The sequence below is a fragment of the Citrobacter sp. Igbk 17 genome, from assembly GCF_028069775.1.
Lineage (GTDB): Bacteria > Pseudomonadota > Gammaproteobacteria > Enterobacterales > Enterobacteriaceae > Citrobacter.
The window spans coordinates 1-18,590 of the sequence record NZ_JANEWI010000051.1 but is presented as its reverse complement, the minus strand read 5'-3'; the positions used below and the strand labels follow the sequence as shown (position 1 = coordinate 18,590).

Annotated in this window: 16 protein-coding genes and 1 pseudogene; 11 read left to right on the top strand and 6 right to left on the bottom strand. The window is 52.8% G+C overall.

All coding sequences use genetic code 11. The features are described 5' to 3' along the window. The first annotated feature begins 62 nt into the window (after window positions 1-62). From NNO08_RS21260 to NNO08_RS21245, 4 genes and pseudogenes are all read left to right on the top strand, one after another. Window positions 63-1,964, top strand: a complete 1,902-nt coding sequence (locus NNO08_RS21260) for an ABC transporter ATP-binding protein (RefSeq protein WP_271457502.1) — start codon at window positions 63-65, stop codon at window positions 1,962-1,964. A gap of 161 nt (window positions 1,965-2,125) precedes the next feature. After that, window positions 2,126-3,194: pseudogene (locus tag NNO08_RS21255) on the top strand (hydrolase). Continuing rightward, entirely contained in the window at window positions 3,191-3,409 is a 219-nt protein-coding gene (locus NNO08_RS21250; RefSeq protein ID WP_202037580.1) for a YheU family protein, read from the top strand. Before NNO08_RS21255 ends, NNO08_RS21250 begins: the two are co-directional and overlap by 4 nt. A 53-nt stretch (window positions 3,410-3,462) precedes the next feature. Next, entirely contained in the window at window positions 3,463-4,332 is an 870-nt protein-coding gene (locus NNO08_RS21245; RefSeq protein ID WP_008786301.1) for a phosphoribulokinase, read from the top strand. Between the two features lie 98 nt (window positions 4,333-4,430). Here the strand turns inward: NNO08_RS21245 and NNO08_RS21240 are convergent, their stop codons facing one another. Continuing rightward, window positions 4,431-4,835, bottom strand: coding sequence for an OsmC family protein (locus NNO08_RS21240; protein ID WP_202037578.1), 405 nt, complete (start codon window positions 4,833-4,835; stop codon window positions 4,431-4,433). A 308-nt stretch (window positions 4,836-5,143) separates the two neighbouring features. Here NNO08_RS21240 and crp point away from each other — a divergent pair, with 308 nt between their 5' ends. Continuing rightward, entirely contained in the window at window positions 5,144-5,776 is a 633-nt protein-coding gene (gene crp / locus NNO08_RS21235) for a cAMP-activated global transcriptional regulator CRP (RefSeq protein WP_000242758.1), read from the top strand. Between the two features lie 51 nt (window positions 5,777-5,827). Next, entirely contained in the window at window positions 5,828-7,915 is a 2,088-nt protein-coding gene (locus NNO08_RS21230) for a YccS/YhfK family putative transporter (protein ID WP_271442322.1), read from the top strand. Window positions 7,916-8,005: 90 nt separating this feature from the next. Here the strand turns inward: NNO08_RS21230 and argD are convergent, their stop codons facing one another. The 5 genes from argD to ppiA all read right to left on the bottom strand — a co-directional run bounded on the left by argD (window position 8,006) and on the right by ppiA (window position 11,342). Then, the gene (gene argD, locus NNO08_RS21225) at window positions 8,006-9,223 is read right to left on the bottom strand and encodes a bifunctional acetylornithine/succinyldiaminopimelate transaminase (protein ID WP_271457501.1); all 1,218 of its coding nucleotides are present in this window, start codon (window positions 9,221-9,223) and stop codon (window positions 8,006-8,008) included. An 85-nt stretch (window positions 9,224-9,308) separates the two neighbouring features. After that, a complete protein-coding gene (gene pabA / locus NNO08_RS21220) occupies window positions 9,309-9,872 on the bottom strand; it encodes an aminodeoxychorismate synthase component 2 (RefSeq protein WP_271457500.1) in 564 nt (187 codons plus the stop codon). 31 nt (window positions 9,873-9,903) lie between these two features. Beyond that, complete coding sequence (locus NNO08_RS21215) at window positions 9,904-10,506, bottom strand: putative adenosine monophosphate-protein transferase Fic (protein WP_271457499.1); 603 nt, start codon at window positions 10,504-10,506, stop codon at window positions 9,904-9,906. Further along, entirely contained in the window at window positions 10,496-10,663 is a 168-nt protein-coding gene (locus NNO08_RS21210; RefSeq protein ID WP_137381140.1) for a YhfG family protein, read from the bottom strand. The genes NNO08_RS21215 and NNO08_RS21210 overlap by 11 nt, the downstream gene beginning before the upstream one ends. A gap of 106 nt (window positions 10,664-10,769) precedes the next feature. Continuing rightward, window positions 10,770-11,342 carry a peptidylprolyl isomerase A gene (gene ppiA, locus NNO08_RS21205; protein WP_137381141.1) on the bottom strand — a complete coding sequence of 191 codons (573 nt, stop codon included), beginning with the start codon at window positions 11,340-11,342 and terminating at the stop codon, window positions 10,770-10,772. 266 nt (window positions 11,343-11,608) lie between these two features. Between ppiA and tsgA the strand changes: the two genes are divergently transcribed. The 5 genes from tsgA (at window position 11,609) to cysG (ending at window position 18,343) form a co-directional block, all read left to right on the top strand. Continuing rightward, window positions 11,609-12,790: an MFS transporter TsgA gene (gene tsgA, locus NNO08_RS21200; protein ID WP_271457498.1), complete on the top strand. Its 1,182-nt coding sequence runs from the start codon at window positions 11,609-11,611 to the stop codon at window positions 12,788-12,790. A 305-nt stretch (window positions 12,791-13,095) separates the two neighbouring features. After that, on the top strand, window positions 13,096-15,639 hold the full coding sequence (gene nirB, locus NNO08_RS21195) for an NADPH-nitrite reductase large subunit (RefSeq protein WP_271457497.1): 2,544 nt from the start codon (window positions 13,096-13,098) through the stop codon (window positions 15,637-15,639). Further along, entirely contained in the window at window positions 15,636-15,962 is a 327-nt protein-coding gene (gene nirD / locus NNO08_RS21190; RefSeq protein ID WP_003023590.1) for a nitrite reductase small subunit NirD, read from the top strand. Before nirB ends, nirD begins: the two co-directional genes overlap by 4 nt. 186 nt (window positions 15,963-16,148) lie before the next feature. Beyond that, window positions 16,149-16,958, top strand: a complete 810-nt coding sequence (nirC, locus tag NNO08_RS21185) for a nitrite transporter NirC (protein WP_271457496.1) — start codon at window positions 16,149-16,151, stop codon at window positions 16,956-16,958. Between the two features lie 11 nt (window positions 16,959-16,969). Next, on the top strand, window positions 16,970-18,343 hold the full coding sequence (gene cysG, locus NNO08_RS21180; RefSeq protein ID WP_271457495.1) for a siroheme synthase CysG: 1,374 nt from the start codon (window positions 16,970-16,972) through the stop codon (window positions 18,341-18,343). Window positions 18,344-18,590 lie beyond the last annotated feature (247 nt).

Sequence of the window (18,590 nt, the reverse complement as noted above, 5' to 3'; positions counted from 1 at the left end):
AATGGCCCACACATTACATTATCATAATGATAAATTAACATAGTCTGAACATACGGCGCCTTATGATTGTTTTCTCATCGTTACAAATTCGTCGCGGCGTGCGCGTCTTGCTGGACAATGCCACGGCCACCATTAATCCTGGGCAGAAGGTTGGCCTGGTGGGTAAAAATGGCTGCGGTAAATCTACCCTGCTGGCATTGCTGAAAAATGAAATCAGCGCTGACGCCGGTGGATTTACGTTTCCGGGAAACTGGCAACTCGCATGGGTGAATCAGGAAACGCCAGCGTTACCACAACCTGCGCTGGAATACGTGATTGATGGCGACCGCGAATATCGTCAACTGGAAGCCCAGTTAAACGATGCCAACGAACGTAACGATGGACACGCCATTGCCACCATCCATGGCAAACTGGATGCCATCGATGCCTGGACCGTGCGCTCACGCGCGGCCAGCCTGCTGCACGGTCTCGGTTTCTCTAACGAGCAGCTAGAGCGCCCGGTCAGCGATTTCTCTGGTGGCTGGCGTATGCGTCTCAATCTGGCCCAGGCGCTGATTTGCCGTTCAGATTTGCTACTGCTTGATGAACCCACCAACCACCTCGATCTCGACGCGGTAATCTGGCTGGAAAGATGGTTGAAAAGCTATCAGGGTACACTGATTTTGATTTCCCACGACCGGGACTTCCTCGATCCGGTGGTGGATAAAATTATTCATATCGAACAGCAAACCATGTTCGAGTACACCGGCAACTACAGCGCGTTTGAAATCCAGCGTGCGACCCGCCTTGCACAACAACAAGCGATGTACGAAAGCCAGCAAGAGCGCGTGGCGCATCTGCAAAGCTATATCGATCGTTTCCGCGCAAAAGCAACCAAGGCAAAACAGGCGCAGAGCCGTATCAAAATGCTGGAGCGCATGGAGCTTATCGCGCCAGCCCATGTCGATAACCCGTTCCATTTCAGCTTCCGTGAACCGGAAAGCCTGCCTAACCCACTGCTGAAGATGGAAAAAGTGAGTGCTGGCTACGGCGATCGCACAATCCTCGATTCCATCAAACTGAATCTGGTGCCGGGTTCCCGCATTGGCCTGTTAGGCCGCAACGGTGCGGGCAAATCAACGCTGATCAAGCTGCTGGCCGGCGAACTGGCCCCTATCAGTGGCGAAATTGGTCTGGCGAAGGGCATCAAACTGGGTTACTTCGCACAGCATCAACTGGAATTTTTGCGCGCTGATGAATCCCCCATTCAGCACCTGGCACGTATGGCTCCACAAGAGCTCGAACAGAAACTGCGTGATTATCTTGGTGGATTCGGCTTCCAGGGCGATAAAGTCAGCGAAGAAACCCGACGTTTCTCCGGCGGTGAAAAAGCGCGTCTGGTGCTGGCACTGATCGTCTGGCAGCGCCCGAACCTGCTGCTGCTTGATGAACCGACCAACCACCTGGATCTGGACATGCGCCAGGCACTGACCGAAGCGCTAATCGATTTCGAAGGTGCACTGGTTGTGGTATCACACGATCGCCACTTGATTCGCTCCACCACCGATGATCTCTACCTGGTACACGACAAGAAGGTCGAACCGTTTGATGGCGATCTGGAGGATTACCAGCAATGGCTGAGCGACGTACAAAAACAAGAAAACCAGGGCGACGAACCGGCAAAAGAGAGCGTTAACAGCGCCCAGGCGCGTAAGGACCAGAAACGCCGCGAAGCCGAGCTACGCAGCCTGACACAACCGCTGCGTAAAGAGATTACCCGTCTGGAAAAAGAGATGGAGAAGCTACACGCACAGCTGGCACAGGCTGAAGAGAAGCTCGGTGATAGCGAACTGTACGACCAAAGTCGTAAAGCTGAGCTCACGGCATGCCTGCAACAACAGGCAAGCGCGAAGTCCGGGCTGGAAGAGTGTGAGATGGCCTGGCTGGATGCGCAGGAACAGCTTGAGCAGATGCTGGCCGAGTAGCCCTGATTGCCGGATAAGGCGAAACCGCCATCCGGCACCGGAGCCGAATATGCCTGATGGCGGCGTTCGCGCGTCTTATCAGGCCTACGCTTCGGTCCAGGCTCGCGTAACCGGCTAACTGACTGGCGACAAAATCACATATTGGCTAACCCGCACGCGCTGTGCGCGGTATAGTTATTCTTTCCGATTATTAATTGCTCTGGTGTTATGGTTGAAATCACATCCACAGAAATGACCCCACCTACCGACGATTCGCGAGAATTCCGCCCGATGCGTGGTATCAGTAACCGTCATCTACAGACGATGCTGCCGCGTTTAATACGCCGTAAGGTGAAGTTCGATGCCCATTGGCAGCGTCTGGAATTACCCGATGGTGACTTTGTCGACCTGGCATGGAGCGAAGATCCACAGCAGGCCAAACATAAGCCGCGCCTGGTGGTTTTTCACGGTCTGGAAGGAAGCCTGAACAGTCCGTACGCGCATGGCCTGATTGAAGCGGCGCAAAAGCGCGGCTGGCTCGGTGTAGTGATGCATTTTCGTGGCTGTAGCGGTGAGCCAAATCGCCTGAATCGTATTTATCACTCTGGTGAAACAGAAGATGGCACCTGGTTTTTAAACTGGCTGGAGCGAGAGTTTGGACGCGTTCCAACCGCTGCAGTAGGTTATTCGCTCGGTGGGAATATGCTGGCCTGCCTGCTGGCGAAAGAAGGGAACACGATCCCCATTGATGCGGCAGTTATCGTCTCTGCACCGTTTGTGCTGGAAGCGTGTAGTTATCACATGGAGAAGGGTTTCTCCCGCGTCTACCAGCGCTACCTGCTCAATCTGCTGAAAGCCAACGCCTCACGGAAACTGGAAGCGTATCCGGGGTCGCTGCCAGTGAGCCTCGCGCAATTAAAATCCCTGCGTCGTATTCGCGATTTCGACGATTTGATCACGGCTAAAATCCACGGTTTTGCTGATGCTATAGATTACTATCGTCAGTGCAGCGCCATGCCACTGTTGAATCGGATCGCCAAACCGACGCTGATTATCCACGCCAAAGACGATCCGTTTATGGATAGCCATGTCATCCCACAACCCGAGAATCTGCCCCCACAGGTGGAGTATCAACTCACCGAGCACGGTGGACACGTCGGATTTATTGGTGGCACGTTACGTCGCCCTGAGATGTGGCTGGAATCGCGTATTCCAGACTGGCTGACAACATATCTGGAGGCATCATCATGATGATTCCCTGGCAAGACATCTCCCCGGACGCACTGGATAACCTGATTGAAAGCTTTGTCTTGCGCGAAGGCACCGATTATGGTGAACATGAACGCTCGCTCGAACAAAAAGTCGCCGACGTCAAACGCCAACTACAATCAGGTGAAGCTGTGCTGGTGTGGTCCGAACTGCATGAAACGGTCAACATAATGCCGAGGAAACAGCTTCACGAGTAATCCGCTGCCGACGGCTGACTATAATAAAAAACCAACCTATTTATGGAGTTGTTATGTCTGCCAAACATCCGGTGATTGCGGTAACAGGATCCAGTGGCGCGGGGACCACCACCACCAGCCTCGCGTTTCGTAAAATTTTCGCACAGTTAAATCTGCGTGCCGCCGAGGTGGAAGGTGACAGTTTTCATCGTTATACCCGCCCGGAAATGGATATGGCGATCCGCAAAGCGCGCGACGCCGGACGACACATCAGCTACTTCGGCCCTGAAGCGAATGACTTTGGCCTGCTCGAACAAACCTTCATTGAGTACGGCCAGACGGGAAAAGGACAGTCGCGTAAATATCTGCATACCTATGATGAAGCCGTTCCATGGAACCAGGTTCCGGGCACATTCACCCCATGGCAACCGCTTCCTGAACCTACTGATGTACTGTTCTATGAAGGATTGCACGGCGGCGTCGTTACACCACAACAAAATGTGGCGCGGCATGTCGATCTGCTTGTTGGTGTTGTCCCTATTGTGAACCTGGAGTGGATCCAGAAACTCACCCGCGATACCAGCGAACGCGGGCATTCACGTGAAGCGGTAATGGACTCGGTCGTTCGTTCAATGGACGATTATATCAATTACATTACGCCGCAGTTTTCCCGCACGCATATTAACTTCCAGCGAGTGCCCACCGTCGACACCTCCAACCCCTTTGCGGCAAAGAGTATTCCGTCACTGGATGAGAGCTTTGTAGTGATTCATTTTCGTAATCTGGAAGGCATCGATTATCCCTGGCTGCTGGCTATGCTGCAGGGTTCATTCATTTCCCATATCAATACATTAGTCGTGCCGGGCGGCAAGATGGGGCTGGCGATGGAATTGATCATGCTGCCATTGGTGCAGAGGCTGATGGAAGGTAAAAAGATAGAGTGATGTATGGGATGTGCCCGATGGCGCTACGCTTATCGGGCCTACGAGTCGGTATCGTTATGTAGGCCGGATAAGGCTACGCCGCCATCCGGCATCATATGTTAAGCAGCAATCACTTCGTAGGAATGGGTGATATTCACCGCTTTTTCCAGCATCAACGCCACGGAGCAATATTTCTCAGCAGAAAGATCAACCGCCCGAGACACAGACGCATCTTTCAGGTCGCGCCCCGTCACGATGAAATGCAGATTGATGTGGGTAAACAGACGCGGTGCTTCTTCACGGCGCTCAGAGGTGAGCTTCACTTCGCAGTTGGTGACATCCTGGCGTCCCTTTTGCAGAATGGACACGACATCAATGGCGCTACACCCCCCTGCCGCCATTAATACCATCTCCATCGGGCTCGGCGCTTTATCACCAGAGTTACCGTCCATCAAAATTTGGTGGCCTGAGGCGGACTCACCGAGGAAGGTTAACCCCTCAACCCACTTTACACGCGCTTGCATATTTCGTAACTCCAATGTTTCAATTTTCCTGACAGATTACGCGTACATAACAATTCTCGCAATGGAAGGCGACCTGCGTCATGCTGAAGCGAGACACCAGGAGACACACGGCGAAAGCTATGCTAAAACAGTCGGGATGCTACAGTAATACATTGACGTACTGCATGTATGCAGAGGACATCACATTACAGGCTGCAATCTATTTTTAGCAGCCCCCTTCCCAGGTAGCGGGAAGCACATTTTTGCAACCCCAGAGACAGCGTCGTGTTCTGGCTCTGGAGACAGCTTATAACAGAGGATAACCGCGCATGGTGCTTGGCAAACCGCAAACAGACCCGACTCTCGAATGGTTCTTGTCTCATTGCCATATTCATAAGTACCCATCGAAGAGCACGCTGATTCACCAGGGTGAAAAAGCGGAAACGTTGTATTACATCGTTAAAGGCTCAGTGGCAGTGCTGATCAAAGATGAAGAAGGGAAAGAAATGATCCTCTCTTATCTGAATCAGGGCGATTTTATTGGTGAATTAGGCCTCTTCGAAGAAGGCCAGGAACGTAGCGCCTGGGTACGTGCCAAAACCGCATGTGAAGTCGCTGAAATTTCCTACAAAAAATTTCGCCAATTAATCCAGGTCAACCCAGATATTCTGATGCGCCTGTCTTCTCAGATGGCTCGTCGTCTGCAGGTAACGTCTGAAAAAGTGGGCAACCTTGCCTTCCTCGACGTAACCGGTCGTATCGCCCAGACTCTGCTGAATCTGGCGAAACAGCCTGACGCGATGACCCACCCGGATGGCATGCAGATTAAAATCACCCGTCAGGAAATTGGCCAGATCGTTGGCTGTTCCCGTGAAACCGTTGGTCGTATCCTGAAGATGCTGGAAGATCAGAACCTGATCTCCGCACATGGTAAGACCATCGTCGTCTACGGCACGCGTTAATCCCATCGACATGGCGTGTTACGTAGTAATGCGCCATTTTTGTTTGCTCCGATGTGGCGAAGACTGATTTATCACCCCGAGATCAACTACGCACTACGACAGACGCTGGTGCTATGTTTACCTGTGGCTGTCGGTCTTATCATTGGTCAGCTTCATCTGGGACTGTTGTTCTCCCTCGTCCCTGCCTGTTGCAATATTGCGGGTCTTGATACCCCACATAAGCGCTTTTTCAAACGCTTAGTGATTGGCGCGTCGCTGTTTGCCGGCTGCAGCCTGATAATGCAGTTACTGCTGGCACAGACTATACCGCTGCCGCTGATCCTCACCGGCCTGACGCTGATTCTCGGTGTGACTGCTGAGCTAAGCCCGTTGCATGCACGACTTCTGCCCGCCTCACTGATCGCGGCGATTTTCACACTGAGTCTGGCCGGGAACATGCCCGTCTGGGAGCCATTGCTGATCTACGCGCTGGGGACAGTATGGTACGGCCTGTTTAACTGGTTCTGGTTCTGGATGTGGCGTGAACAACCGCTGCGCGAATCACTCAGTTTGTTGTACCGCGAATTAGCCGATTACTGTGAGGCTAAATACAGCATGTTGACCCAGCATGCCGATCCCGAAAAAGCGCTACCCCCCCTGCTGGTCCGTCAACAGAAAGCCGTGGATCTGATTACCCAGTGCTACCAGCAAATGCACATGCTGTCGGCACATCACAATAATGAATACAAACGCTTGCTACGTGTTTTCCAGGAAGCGCTGGATTTACAGGAGCATATTTCCGTTAGCCTGCACCAGCCCGAAGAAGTGCAAAAGCTGGTCGAGCGTAGTCATGCTGAACAGGTGATTCGCTGGAATGCTCGCACCGTTGCGGAACGTCTACGCGTACTGGCCGATGACATTTTGTATCACCGCTTACCGACGCGTTTTTCGATGGAAAAGCAGATCGGCACCCTGGAGAAGATTGCCCGGCAGCACCCGGATAATCCGGTGGGACAATTTTGCTACTGGCATTTCAGCCGCATTGCCCGCGTGCTGCGTACCCAACGCCCACTGTATGCCCGGGATTTGATGGCTGATAAACAGCGTCGATTACCGTTAATTCCTGCACTGAAAAACTATTTGTCGTTGAAATCTCCGGCGCTGCGTAACGCCGGACGCATCAGCGTCATGTTGAGTATCGCAAGCCTAATGGGTAGCGCTTTACACCTGCCAAAACCTTACTGGATCCTGATGACGATACTGTTCGTCACGCAAAATGGCTACGGCGCAACCCGGGTGCGTATTTTACACCGCTCGGTGGGCACGCTTGTCGGACTGGTCATTGCCGGCGTCACGTTGCACTTTCATATTCCTGAGGGTTTTACGCTGGCAGCTATGCTGCTGATAACCCTGGTTAGCTATCTGATCATCCGTAAAAACTACGGCTGGGCCACCGTGGGCTTTACGGTCACAGCGGTATATACCCTACAGTTACTCACGTTGAACGGGGAACAGTTTATCGTGCCCCGGTTTGTCGACACCGTGATCGGTTGTTTGATCGCCTTTGGCGGTACGCTCTGGCTGTGGCCGCAATGGCAGAGTGGTTTACTACGTAAGAACGCTCACGATGCACTAGGAGCAGATCAAGAAGCCATCCGTCTCATCCTCAGCAACGATCCGCAGGCCACGCCGTTGGCGTATCAGCGCATGCGGGTCAATCAGGCGCAAAACACGCTGTTTAACTCATTAAACCAGGCCATGCAGGAACCTGGGTTTAACTCGCACTATCTGGCAGATATGAAACTGTGGGTTACACACAGCCAGTTCATCGTCGAGCACATCAATGCAATGACTACCCTGGCAAGGGAGCACACGATGTTGACGCCGGATCTGGCGCAGCGATATCTGGAATCCTGCGAAATTGCACTCCAGCGCTGTCAACAGCGGCTGGAATATGACGGACCGGGAAGTTCTGGTGATGTGAATATTCTCGAATCACCAGAGATGCTCTCACACGGCCCATTAAGTACGCTTGAGCAGCATCTACAACGAATACTGGGGCACCTTAACACCATGCACACCATCTCTTCTGTTGCCTGGCGCCAGCGACCGCACCACGGTATCTGGCTGAGCCGCCGACTGCGGGACATGAAGGGTTAAGAGATTTGCCGGATACGCTACGCTTATCCGGCCTACGAATCACACCTTACCCTGTAGGCCGGATAAGGCGCTCGCGCCGCCATCCGGCAATCAGCCCACCACCTTCGCTACCGCCTGCGCGAAGCGCTGCATCCCTTCATCGATATCCGCCTGCTCTACCACCAGCGACGGTGCAAAACGCATCACGTCCGGCCCGGCGTTTAGCACCATCACCCCTTCGTGCGCAGCAGCGTAGAGGAAATCACGCGCCCGGCCTTTAAACTGCGGCTTCAACTCAGCGCCAATCAACAGTCCCATGCCGCGAATATCGCTGAAAATATCAAACTGCTGATCAATTTTCTGCAAATGCTGCACAAAGGCATGCCGTTTGGCCTGAATACCTTCCAGCACTTCCGGGGTGTTGATGATATCGAACGCCGCTCCCGCAACCGCGCAGGCCAGCGGGTTACCGCCGTAAGTCGAACCGTGCGAGCCAACATGGAACGCGGAGGCAATCTCCTGGGTGGTCAGTACCGCGCTCACCGGGAAACCGCCGCCTAGCGCCTTCGCGCTGGTGAGGATATCCGGCGTCACGTCATAGTGCATATAGGCAAACAAATCGCCGGTACGCCCCATCCCGCTCTGCACTTCATCAAACACCAACAGCGCCTGGTGCTGGTCACAAAGTTCACGTAAACCTTGCAGGAATTCCGGCGTAGCCGCAGTGACGCCGCCTTCTCCTTGAATAGGCTCAACCACCACCGCACAGGTATGATCATCCATCACCGCTTTTACGGCATGCAGATCGTTAAACGGTACATGGATGATATCCGCGGGCTTTGGTCCAAAGCCATCAGAGTATTTCGGCTGCCCACCCACGGAAACGGTAAACAGCGATCGACCGTGAAACGCATTATGGAAGGCGATAATTTTAGTTTTGAATGGGCTATGGCGCACACAGGCGTAATGGCGTGCCAGCTTAAAGGCGGTTTCGTTAGCTTCGGTACCGGAGTTCATGAACAACACGCGTTCAGCGAAAGTGGCATCAATGATTTTGCGGCCTAAACGCAACGCCGGCTCATTGGTGAACACGTTACTGGTATGCCACAGAGTTTCACCCTGGGTTTTTAATGCCTCGACCAGTGCCGGATGGCAATGCCCTAACGCGGTCACTGCAATGCCGCCCGCGAAATCAACGTACTCTTTACCCTGTTGATCCCAGACTCGACTTCCTTTCCCCTTTACCGGGATAAACTCTGCCGGTGCATAAATCGGCAGAATCACTTCATCGAATGTTGCGCGCGTAATTGCAGTTTGTTCAGTTGCCATGTCATTACCACCCTGTTAAGCAGAAATGCTAGTGAAATTATAATCACAAAATATGAATAAAAAATCACTAAATAGCAACCCTAAATCACCGGTTAAGTAAATTAGCCAGCAGCTGATGCCCCTGTTCGCTTAGGATGCTCTCCGGGTGAAATTGCACCCCTTCCATATCCCACTCCCGGTGACGAATGCCCATAATCTCCTGCGTTTCACTCCACGCCGTCACTTCAAAGCACTCAGGCAACGTCTCAGGTGCGACCACCAACGAATGGTAGCGCGTCACCGTTAGCGGGTTTGCCAATCCCTGAAAAACACCTTGCCCGGTATGCGTAATGGGTGAAGTCTTACCGTGCATCACTTTCGCCGCCCGCACGACGGTCGCGCCAAAGGCTTGTGCCATTGCCTGATGGCCCAGACAAACGCCCAGCATAGGGATCTTACCCGCATAATGACGAATGACATCCAGCGAGATGCCCGCATCATCCGGCGTGCATGGCCCCGGAGAAATGACGATTTTCTGCGGATTCAGGGCATCAATTTGCGCCAGCGTCAGCGCGTCGTTGCGTCTGACAAGGACATCTGCGCCCAGTTCGCAGAAGTATTGATACAGGTTCCAGGTAAAAGAATCGTAGTTATCGATAAGCAGGATCATGGCGGCTCCGGTACAGAAGAACCGCGCTATTCTACTCAATTTCCAGGGCTTCGCTTACCACTTTACGAAATATCGCCTGCAGTGCGGACAGGTCACCCATGGCGCCGCTTTGATTTGCCTGGTTCCACTCCTCAACCTGGATGCCCTCCCAGTTGAGTATATACCCGGCATGAATCGCCAGCTGTTCGAAGAAAATACGCTGCGCCAGACCACTGCCGATGCGAAACGGGTGCAGCACGTTAATTTCGCAGTAGTAATGTGCGAGGCGGTCCACAAACTTTTCTGGCGGCAATCCCACCAGCCAGGACTCGTCTTCCAGGTCCTGCATCAGCACGTTGCCCTCTTTCTCTATCCAGGCAAAATGGCAGAAAGGTGTGTCGCCCTGATAAATATCGACTTCGCGTAGCTTGCCAGCCCAGTCGAAAATATCCTGATAAAGCTGGCGATGAATAGCGCACAGGTAGGGTAAACCACGAACTAACGGCCCCAGTTCAATTGTGGCGGCACGCAGCGCCGTCAATTCATAAGCTGCCTGCGCCAGACGCTGCGCCTGATGAACCCCCAGCCGGTTACGCATAACGTTCAGCCCAGGATACAAATAGGGGTCGCGTCCATCACCGAATTTATCGCTCATAGTGCCTCCGCAATTCTTCAAGACGCGCCAGGGCGTCTTCAGCGCTCAGAGTAACCCGTGGAATATCCACGCCTTCCAGTCGCCGGCTTGCCTGGAAATTGGCATTTCGCAGTTGCGCCCAGAGCCTGGACTTTTGTTTATCGGTGAGTTTTTTCACGTGACCTCCCTGAATGAGCCGACACTTGCCACAAGTATAAGCAGCAATTTCGGGTTACGCAGAGAAGGGGGAGAACGCGGGCAGGGACTACCCGCGCAAAATAGGCTTACGGCAGGACTTTAGCGGAAAGGATAACAATCGGTTTTGACGGAACATTCTGGTAAGGACCGACATCGTGGGTCTGTACCTGCGCAATCTTGTCCGCAACATCCATACCTTTCACAACTTTACCGAACACGGCGTAACCAAAGTCACGCTGGCCATGATCGAGGAATGCATTGTCCGCAATGTTGATAAAAAACTGGCTGGTCGCACTGTCTTTATCCGCAGTACGCGCCATAGCGATCGTGCCTCGGGTGTTACGCAGCCCGTTATCCGCTTCATTCTTGATTGGCGGGTTAGGTTTTTTCTGCTGCATCTGCTCGTTAAACCCACCACCCTGCACCATAAATCCCGGGATCACACGGTGGAACGTGGTGTTGTTATAGAAACCGCTGTTGACATAATCGACAAAGTTTTGCACTGAAACCGGGGCTTTCTGGCTGTTCAGTTCCAGTTCAATGTTACCGGCAGAGGTTGTCAGCAGAACGTGCGGATCCCCTTTCGCTGCCAGCGCTGCGGGAGAGATAGCAGAAAGAGCGAAAACAGCTGCAACAGCCGCCAGAGTCGATTTGAGCATGAGATTTCCTTAAACGAGAGCAGAAACTAAAGCAAGTGGATTGATTCTAAAGAGCCTTCATGAACAAGGCCATCCCTTTACCTAATTTTACGTACTTGAAACAAATGTAACCTCATAGTCGTAAATACCAATGTGATCACGATCACATACAAAAATGTAACAGGCTCAGTAATTACCAAAAAATATTTAAATACATCACTAAAACGCCTAAAATCTGCCCGCTCACGGCGCCGTTAATGCGCCTTACACTTCTATACAGGCCAGTCATGACTAACAGCAATCGCATTAAGCTCACATGGATTAGCTTTCTCTCCTACGCCCTGACAGGTGCGTTGGTAATTGTCACCGGGATGGTGATGGGAAACATCGCGGATTATTTCCATTTGCCCGTTTCCAGCATGAGTAACACCTTCACCTTTCTGAACGCAGGTATCCTGATCTCTATTTTTCTGAATGCCTGGCTGATGGAAATCGTGCCGCTGAAAACGCAATTGCGTTTTGGCTTCATCCTGATGGTATTGGCAATCGCCGGACTGATGCTCAGCCATAGCCTGGCGTTGTTCTCCGCGGCAATGTTTGTGCTGGGACTGGTGAGTGGTATCACCATGTCGATTGGTACGTTCCTGGTGACTCAGATGTATGAAGGTCGCCAGCGTGGCTCCCGCCTGCTGTTTACCGACTCCTTCTTCAGCATGGCGGGCATGATTTTCCCCATGGTTGCGGCCTTCCTGCTCGCGCGCAGCATTGAATGGTACTGGGTCTATGCTTGTATCGGCCTGGTATATGTCGCCATTTTCCTGCTGACCTTCGGCTGCGAATTCCCGGCGCTGGGCAAACATGCACAACAGTCAGATGCACCGGCCGTGAAAGAAAAATGGGGCATTGGCGTGCTGTTCCTGGCGATTGCGGCGCTGTGTTACATCCTCGGTCAGCTTGGTTTTATCTCCTGGGTTCCGGAATACGCCAAGAGCCTGGGCATGAGCCTGAACGATGCCGGTAAACTGGTTAGTGACTTCTGGATGTCTTACATGGTCGGCATGTGGGCGTTTAGCTTTATTCTGCGTTTCTTCGATTTGCAGCGTATTCTGACCGTACTGGCAGGGCTGGCCACCGTGCTGATGTATCTGTTCATCACCGGTACGCCAGAGCATATGCCGTGGTTCATTCTGACGCTGGGCTTCTTCTCCAGCGCGATTTATACCACCATTATTACCCTTGGTTCTCAGCAGACCAAAGTTGCCTCACCTAAACTGGTTAACTTTGTGCTGACCTGCGGCACCATTGGTACCATGCTCACCTTCATCGTCACCGGTCCTATCGTGGCGCACAGTGGCCCATTAGCCGCATTACAGACTGCGAACGGACTGTATGCCGTGGTGTTCGTGATGTGCTTTATCCTTGGGTTCGTCACGCGTCATCGCCTGCATAACGCGCCAGCAACGCATTAATCTCAGTGCCGGAGGGCGCTTCGCTTGCCCGGCCTACACACTGCCGGATGGTGTCTGCGCCATCCGGCCTATTCTCATACCCTCTTCTTTCGCTGGCGATGTCGGCCCAAACACACTAAAACCCCTCAATTTGTATGCCAATTGTACAAATATGAAAAGCCTGTCAATTCCGTCACTTATAAAAATGCTGACAAATCAGTTATATACCTCTTAAGGAGTATATAAGGCCGAATTTGATTTGTATCAATAAGCGCGGTTGCTGAATCGTTAAGGTAGGCAGTAATAGAAAAGAAATCGAGGCAAAAATGAGCAAAGTCAGACTCGCTATTATCGGTAATGGTATGGTCGGCCATCGCTTTATTGAGGATCTTCTTGATAAATCCGACGCTGCCAATTTTGATATTACCGTCTTCTGTGAAGAACCCCGCAAAGCGTACGACCGCGTACACCTGTCATCCTACTTCTCTCACCACACCGCTGAAGAGCTTTCTCTGGTGCGTGAAGGGTTCTATGAGAAGCACGGCGTTAAGGTGTTAGTCGGTGAACGTGCAATTACCATCAACCGCCAGGAGAAGGTAATCCACTCCAGCGCGGGCCGTACGGTCTATTACGACAAGCTGATCATGGCGACCGGCTCCTATCCGTGGATCCCACCGATTAAAGGTTCCGAAACCCAGGACTGCTTCGTTTACCGTACCATCGAAGATCTCAACGCCATTGAGGCTTGCGCCCGCCGTAGCAAACGCGGTGCCGTCGTCGGTGGTGGCCTGTTAGGTCTGGAAGCCGCCGGAGCGCTGAAAAGCCTGGGCGTGGAAACCCACGTGATTGAATTCGCCCCCATGCTGATGGCTGAACAGCTGGATCATATGGGTGGCGAGCAGTTACGTCGCAAAATTGAAAGCATGGGCGTGCGTGTGCACACCAGCAAGAACACCAAAGAGATCGTCCAGGAAGGCACCGAAGCGCGCAAAACCATGCGTTTTGCCGACGGCAGCGAGCTGGAAGTTGATTTCATCGTCTTCTCCACCGGTATTCGCCCACGCGACAAACTGGCAACCCAGTGCGGTCTGGACGTCGCTCCGCGCGGCGGCATTGTCATTAACGACAGCTGCCAGACATCTGACCCGGATATCTATGCGATTGGCGAATGCGCCAGCTGGAACAACCGCGTATATGGTCTGGTCGCGCCGGGTTACAAAATGGCCCAGGTCGCTGTGGATCATATCCTCGAAACTGAAAACGCTTTCGAAGGTGCGGATCTCAGCGCCAAACTGAAGTTGCTCGGCGTAGATGTTGGCGGAATTGGCGACGCGCACGCGCGTACACCGGGTGCCCGCAGCTATGTCTATCTCGATGAAAGCAAAGAAGTCTACAAACGCCTCATCGTAAGCGAAGATAACAAAACCCTGCTGGGTGCGGTTCTGGTCGGTGACACCAGTGATTACGGCAACCTGCTACAGCTTGTGCTGAACGCCATCGAGCTGCCGGAAAACCCGGACTCGCTGATTCTGCCAGCACATGCGGGCAGCGGTAAACCATCAATCGGCGTGGATAAACTCCCGGACAGCGCACAGATTTGTTCCTGCTTTGACGTCACCAAAGGCATGCTGATTGCCGCTATCAACAAAGGTTGCCACACCGTTGCGGCGCTGAAAGCCGAGACCAAAGCCGGTACTGGCTGCGGCGGTTGTATCCCGCTGGTAACGCAGGTCCTGAACGCCGAACTGGCGAAGCAGGGTATCGAAGTGAATAACAACCTGTGTGAACACTTCCCGTATTCGCGTCAGGAACTGTTCCACCTGATTCGCGTAGAAGGCATTAAAACCTTCGAAGAATTGCTGGCTAAACACGGTAAAGGTTACGGCTGCGAAGTGTGTAAACCCACCGTTGGCTCCCTGCTGGCCTCCTGCTGGAATGAATACATTCTTAAACCACAGCATACCCCGCTGCAGGACACTAACGACAACTTCCTGGCGAATATCCAGAAAGACGGCACCTATTCCGTGATCCCGCGTTCTGCGGGTGGTGAAATTACCCCTGAAGGCCTGGTGGCCGTGGGCCGTATCGCGCGTGAATTTAACCTGTACACCAAAATTACCGGTTCTCAGCGTATCGGTCTGTTCGGCGCACAAAAAGATGACCTGCCGGAAATCTGGCGTCAGCTGATTGAAGCCGGTTTTGAAACCGGTCACGCGTATGCCAAAGCGCTGCGTATGGCGAAAACCTGCGTAGGCAGCACCTGGTGCCGTTACGGCGTCGGCGATAGCGTTGGCTTCGGCGTGGAGCTGGAAAATCGCTACAAAGGCATTCGTACCCCGCACAAAATGAAATTCGGCGTCTCCGGCTGTACCCGTGAATGTGCGGAAGCCCAGGGTAAAGACGTGGGTATCATCGCCACTGAGAAAGGCTGGAACCTGTACGTTTGCGGTAACGGCGGGATGAAACCTCGTCATGCAGACCTGCTGGCCGCGGATATCGATCGCGAAACGCTGCTCAAGTACCTTGACCGTTTCATGATGTTCTACATCCGTACCGCTGACAAACTGACCCGTACCGCACCGTGGTTAGACAATCTGGAAGGCGGTATCGAGTATCTGAAGTCCGTCATCATCGACGACAAGCTGGGTCTGAATCAGCATCTTGAAGAAGAGATGGCCCGTCTGCGTGAAGCAGTGGTCTGCGAGTGGACAGAAACCGTTAACACCCCATCCGCGCAGGTTCGCTTCAAACACTTTATCAACAGCGATCAACGCGATCCGAATGTCCAGGTTGTGCCTGAACGTGAACAACATCGTCCGGCCACGCCTTATGAGCGTATCCCGGTGACTCTAGTGGAGGAAAACGCATGAGCCAGTGGAAAAACATCTGCAAAATCGATGACATTCTGCCTGCAACAGGCGTCTGCGCCCTGTTAGGTAACGAGCAGGTTGCGATTTTCCGCCCGTATCACAGCGACCAGGTGTTTGCGATCAGCAACATCGACCCGTTCTTTGAGTCCAGCGTGCTTTCTCGTGGGCTGATTGCTGAACATCAGGGCGAATTGTGGGTTGCCAGCCCGCTGAAAAAACAGCGTTTTCGCTTAAGCGACGGTCTGTGCATGGAAGACGAACAGTTCTCCGTGAAACATTACGAAGCGCGAGTGAAAGACGGCACGGTGCAACTGCGCGGTTAATTAATTTTGGGAGGCGCAACGCCTCCCCTTTTTTGACGTATTTGTAGGTCTTTTATTAGTAGGCCTGATAAGCGTAGCGCCATCAGGCAATTGCACAAGCACATTGCCGGATGGCGGCATAAATGCCTTATCCGGCCTACGGTTACGATTTCTTTTTATTGTTTGTACTTCAAGGATAATCAACACATGTTCACAGACACTATCAATAAGTGTGCGGCTAACGCTGCGCGCATCGCACGCCTGTCGGCAAATAATCCACTCGGATTCTGGGTCAGCTCAGCAATGGCAGGGGCCTACGTTGGGCTCGGCATCATTCTTATTTTTACTCTCGGTAATTTACTCGATCCATCCGTACGTCCTCTGGTAATGGGTGCAACCTTTGGTATTGCCTTAACGTTGGTGATTATCGCCGGTTCAGAACTGTTCACCGGTCACACGATGTTTCTCACGCTCGGCGTTAAAGCGGGCACCATCAGCCACGGTCAAATGTGGGCGATTCTGCCACAAACCTGGCTCGGCAACCTCATGGGCTCTGTGTTTGTCGCTCTGTTATACAGTTGGGGCGGTGGCAGTCTGTTGCCGGTCGACACCAGCATCGTGCATACGGTCGCGCTGGCGAAAACTACCGCACCTGCAACAGTACTGTTCTTTAAAGGCGCCCTGTGTAACTGGTTGGTTTGCCTGGCAATCTGGATGGCAATCCGCACCGAAGGCGCGGCGAAGTTCCTTGCCATCTGGTGGTGTCTGCTGGCGTTTATCGCGTCCGGTTATGAACACTCCGTAGCCAATATGACGCTGTTTGCCCTTTCCTGGTTCGGCCACCACAGCGAGGCCTATACCCTGTCCGGAATTGGTCATAACCTTCTGTGGGTGACACTAGGTAATACTTTGTCCGGTGTCGTATTCATGGGATTGGGTTATTGGTATGCTACGCCAAAATCGGAGCGTCCGGCTCCGGCAAAAATCAATCAGCCAGAGGCTGCTGCCAATAATTAAGGGGTAATGTCGTGGATCATTTGCCTATATTTTGTCAACTACGTGACCGCGACTGCTTGATCGTCGGCGGTGGTGATGTCGCAGAACGCAAAGCGCGGTTACTGCTGGAAGCGGGCGCCCGTTTAACGGTTAATGCGCTGGCGTTTATTCCGCAGTTCAAAGTATGGGCAGATGAAAATATGCTGACGCTGGTTGAGGGGCCGTTCGATGAGTCCCTGCTCGACACCTGCTGGCTGGCTATTGCCGCTACTGATGACGATGCCGTTAACCAAAGCGTCAGCACCGCCGCAGAATCACGTCGTATCTTCTGCAACGTGGTCGATGCGCCAAAAGCAGCCAGTTTTATCATGCCCTCAATTATCGACCGCTCTCCGCTGATGGTGGCGGTCTCCTCAGGCGGTACATCCCCTGTTCTTGCCCGCCTGCTGCGTGAAAGGCTCGAATCCGTGTTACCGCAGCATCTGGGCCAGGTCGCACAATATGCCGGGCAACTGCGCTCCCGCGTGAAAAAGCAGTTTGCCAGCATGGGTGAACGTCGCCGCTTCTGGGAAAAATTGTTTGTTAATGACCGCCTGGCGCAGTCGCTGGCGAACAACGATCAGCAAGCTGTAGAGGAAACCACTGAGCAGTTGCTCAGCGAACCGCTGGATCACCGGGGTGAAGTGGTATTGGTAGGTGCCGGTCCTGGTGATGCCGGGCTGCTGACTCTGAAAGGGCTACAGCAGATCCAGCAAGCTGATGTTGTGGTGTATGACCGTCTGGTTTCTGACGATATCATGAACCTCGTACGTCGCGACGCAGACCGGGTGTTCGTAGGAAAACGTGCGGGTTATCACTGTGTACCGCAGGAAGAGATCAACCAGATCCTGCTGCGTGAAGCGCAACAAGGTAAACGCGTAGTGCGACTGAAAGGCGGTGACCCATTCATCTTTGGACGCGGTGGTGAAGAGCTGGAAACCCTGTGTCATGCCGGTATTCCATTCTCTGTCGTGCCAGGCATTACCGCGGCTTCTGGTTGTTCTGCTTACTCCGGTATCCCACTGACCCATCGCGATTATGCGCAGAGCGTTCGTCTGGTTACCGGACACCTGAAAACAGGCGGTGAACTGGACTGGGAAAACCTGGCGGCAGAGAAACAAACGTTGGTGTTCTACATGGGACTGAATCAGGCGGCGACGATTCAGGAAAAACTCATCGAGTTTGGTATGCAAGCTGATATGCCGGTTGCCCTGGTCGAGAATGGTACCGCTGTAACACAGCGCGTCGTCAGCGGTGTGCTGACACAGCTCGGTGAACTGGCAAAACAGGTTGAAAGCCCGGCGCTGATTATCGTGGGCCGTGTTGTGGGATTACGCGATAAGCTGAACTGGTTCTCTAACCATTGATTCCCAACAACTCAGCGAAATAACCAACCGCATACCGTTCTGAAATCGTTCCGCTAATTAACACAAACGGCAGTCCTGGAATCTCTTTCCTGACTGCCGTTTTTATTTCCCACCTGTTTTTTAAAGCATATTTCCTTGTCTTTGGGTAGTCCTTATCTGGACTACCTCCCTGTTCCATTACTTGATATTTTCACCGGCGGAAAATGGATTTTTTCCATTTTTTTCATATATATAAATAGTTATATCT

Coding starts and splice junctions, on each gene's coding strand:
- NNO08_RS21260 (WP_271457502.1), top strand. CDS start 63: ATGATTGTTTTCTCATCGTTACAAATTCGTCGCGGCGTGCGCGTCTTG.
- pabA (WP_271457500.1), bottom strand. CDS start 9,872: ATGATCCTGCTTATCGATAACTACGATTCTTTTACCTGGAACCTGTAT.
- NNO08_RS21230 (WP_271442322.1), top strand. CDS start 5,828: ATGTGGCGAAGACTGATTTATCACCCCGAGATCAACTACGCACTACGA.
- NNO08_RS21245 (WP_008786301.1), top strand. CDS start 3,463: ATGTCTGCCAAACATCCGGTGATTGCGGTAACAGGATCCAGTGGCGCG.
- nirC (WP_271457496.1), top strand. CDS start 16,149: ATGTTCACAGACACTATCAATAAGTGTGCGGCTAACGCTGCGCGCATC.
- nirD (WP_003023590.1), top strand. CDS start 15,636: ATGAGCCAGTGGAAAAACATCTGCAAAATCGATGACATTCTGCCTGCA.
- argD (WP_271457501.1), bottom strand. CDS start 9,223: ATGGCAACTGAACAAACTGCAATTACGCGCGCAACATTCGATGAAGTG.
- nirB (WP_271457497.1), top strand. CDS start 13,096: ATGAGCAAAGTCAGACTCGCTATTATCGGTAATGGTATGGTCGGCCAT.
- tsgA (WP_271457498.1), top strand. CDS start 11,609: ATGACTAACAGCAATCGCATTAAGCTCACATGGATTAGCTTTCTCTCC.
- ppiA (WP_137381141.1), bottom strand. CDS start 11,342: ATGCTCAAATCGACTCTGGCGGCTGTTGCAGCTGTTTTCGCTCTTTCT.
- NNO08_RS21240 (WP_202037578.1), bottom strand. CDS start 4,835: ATGCAAGCGCGTGTAAAGTGGGTTGAGGGGTTAACCTTCCTCGGTGAG.
- NNO08_RS21250 (WP_202037580.1), top strand. CDS start 3,191: ATGATGATTCCCTGGCAAGACATCTCCCCGGACGCACTGGATAACCTG.
- NNO08_RS21215 (WP_271457499.1), bottom strand. CDS start 10,506: ATGAGCGATAAATTCGGTGATGGACGCGACCCCTATTTGTATCCTGGG.
- crp (WP_000242758.1), top strand. CDS start 5,144: ATGGTGCTTGGCAAACCGCAAACAGACCCGACTCTCGAATGGTTCTTG.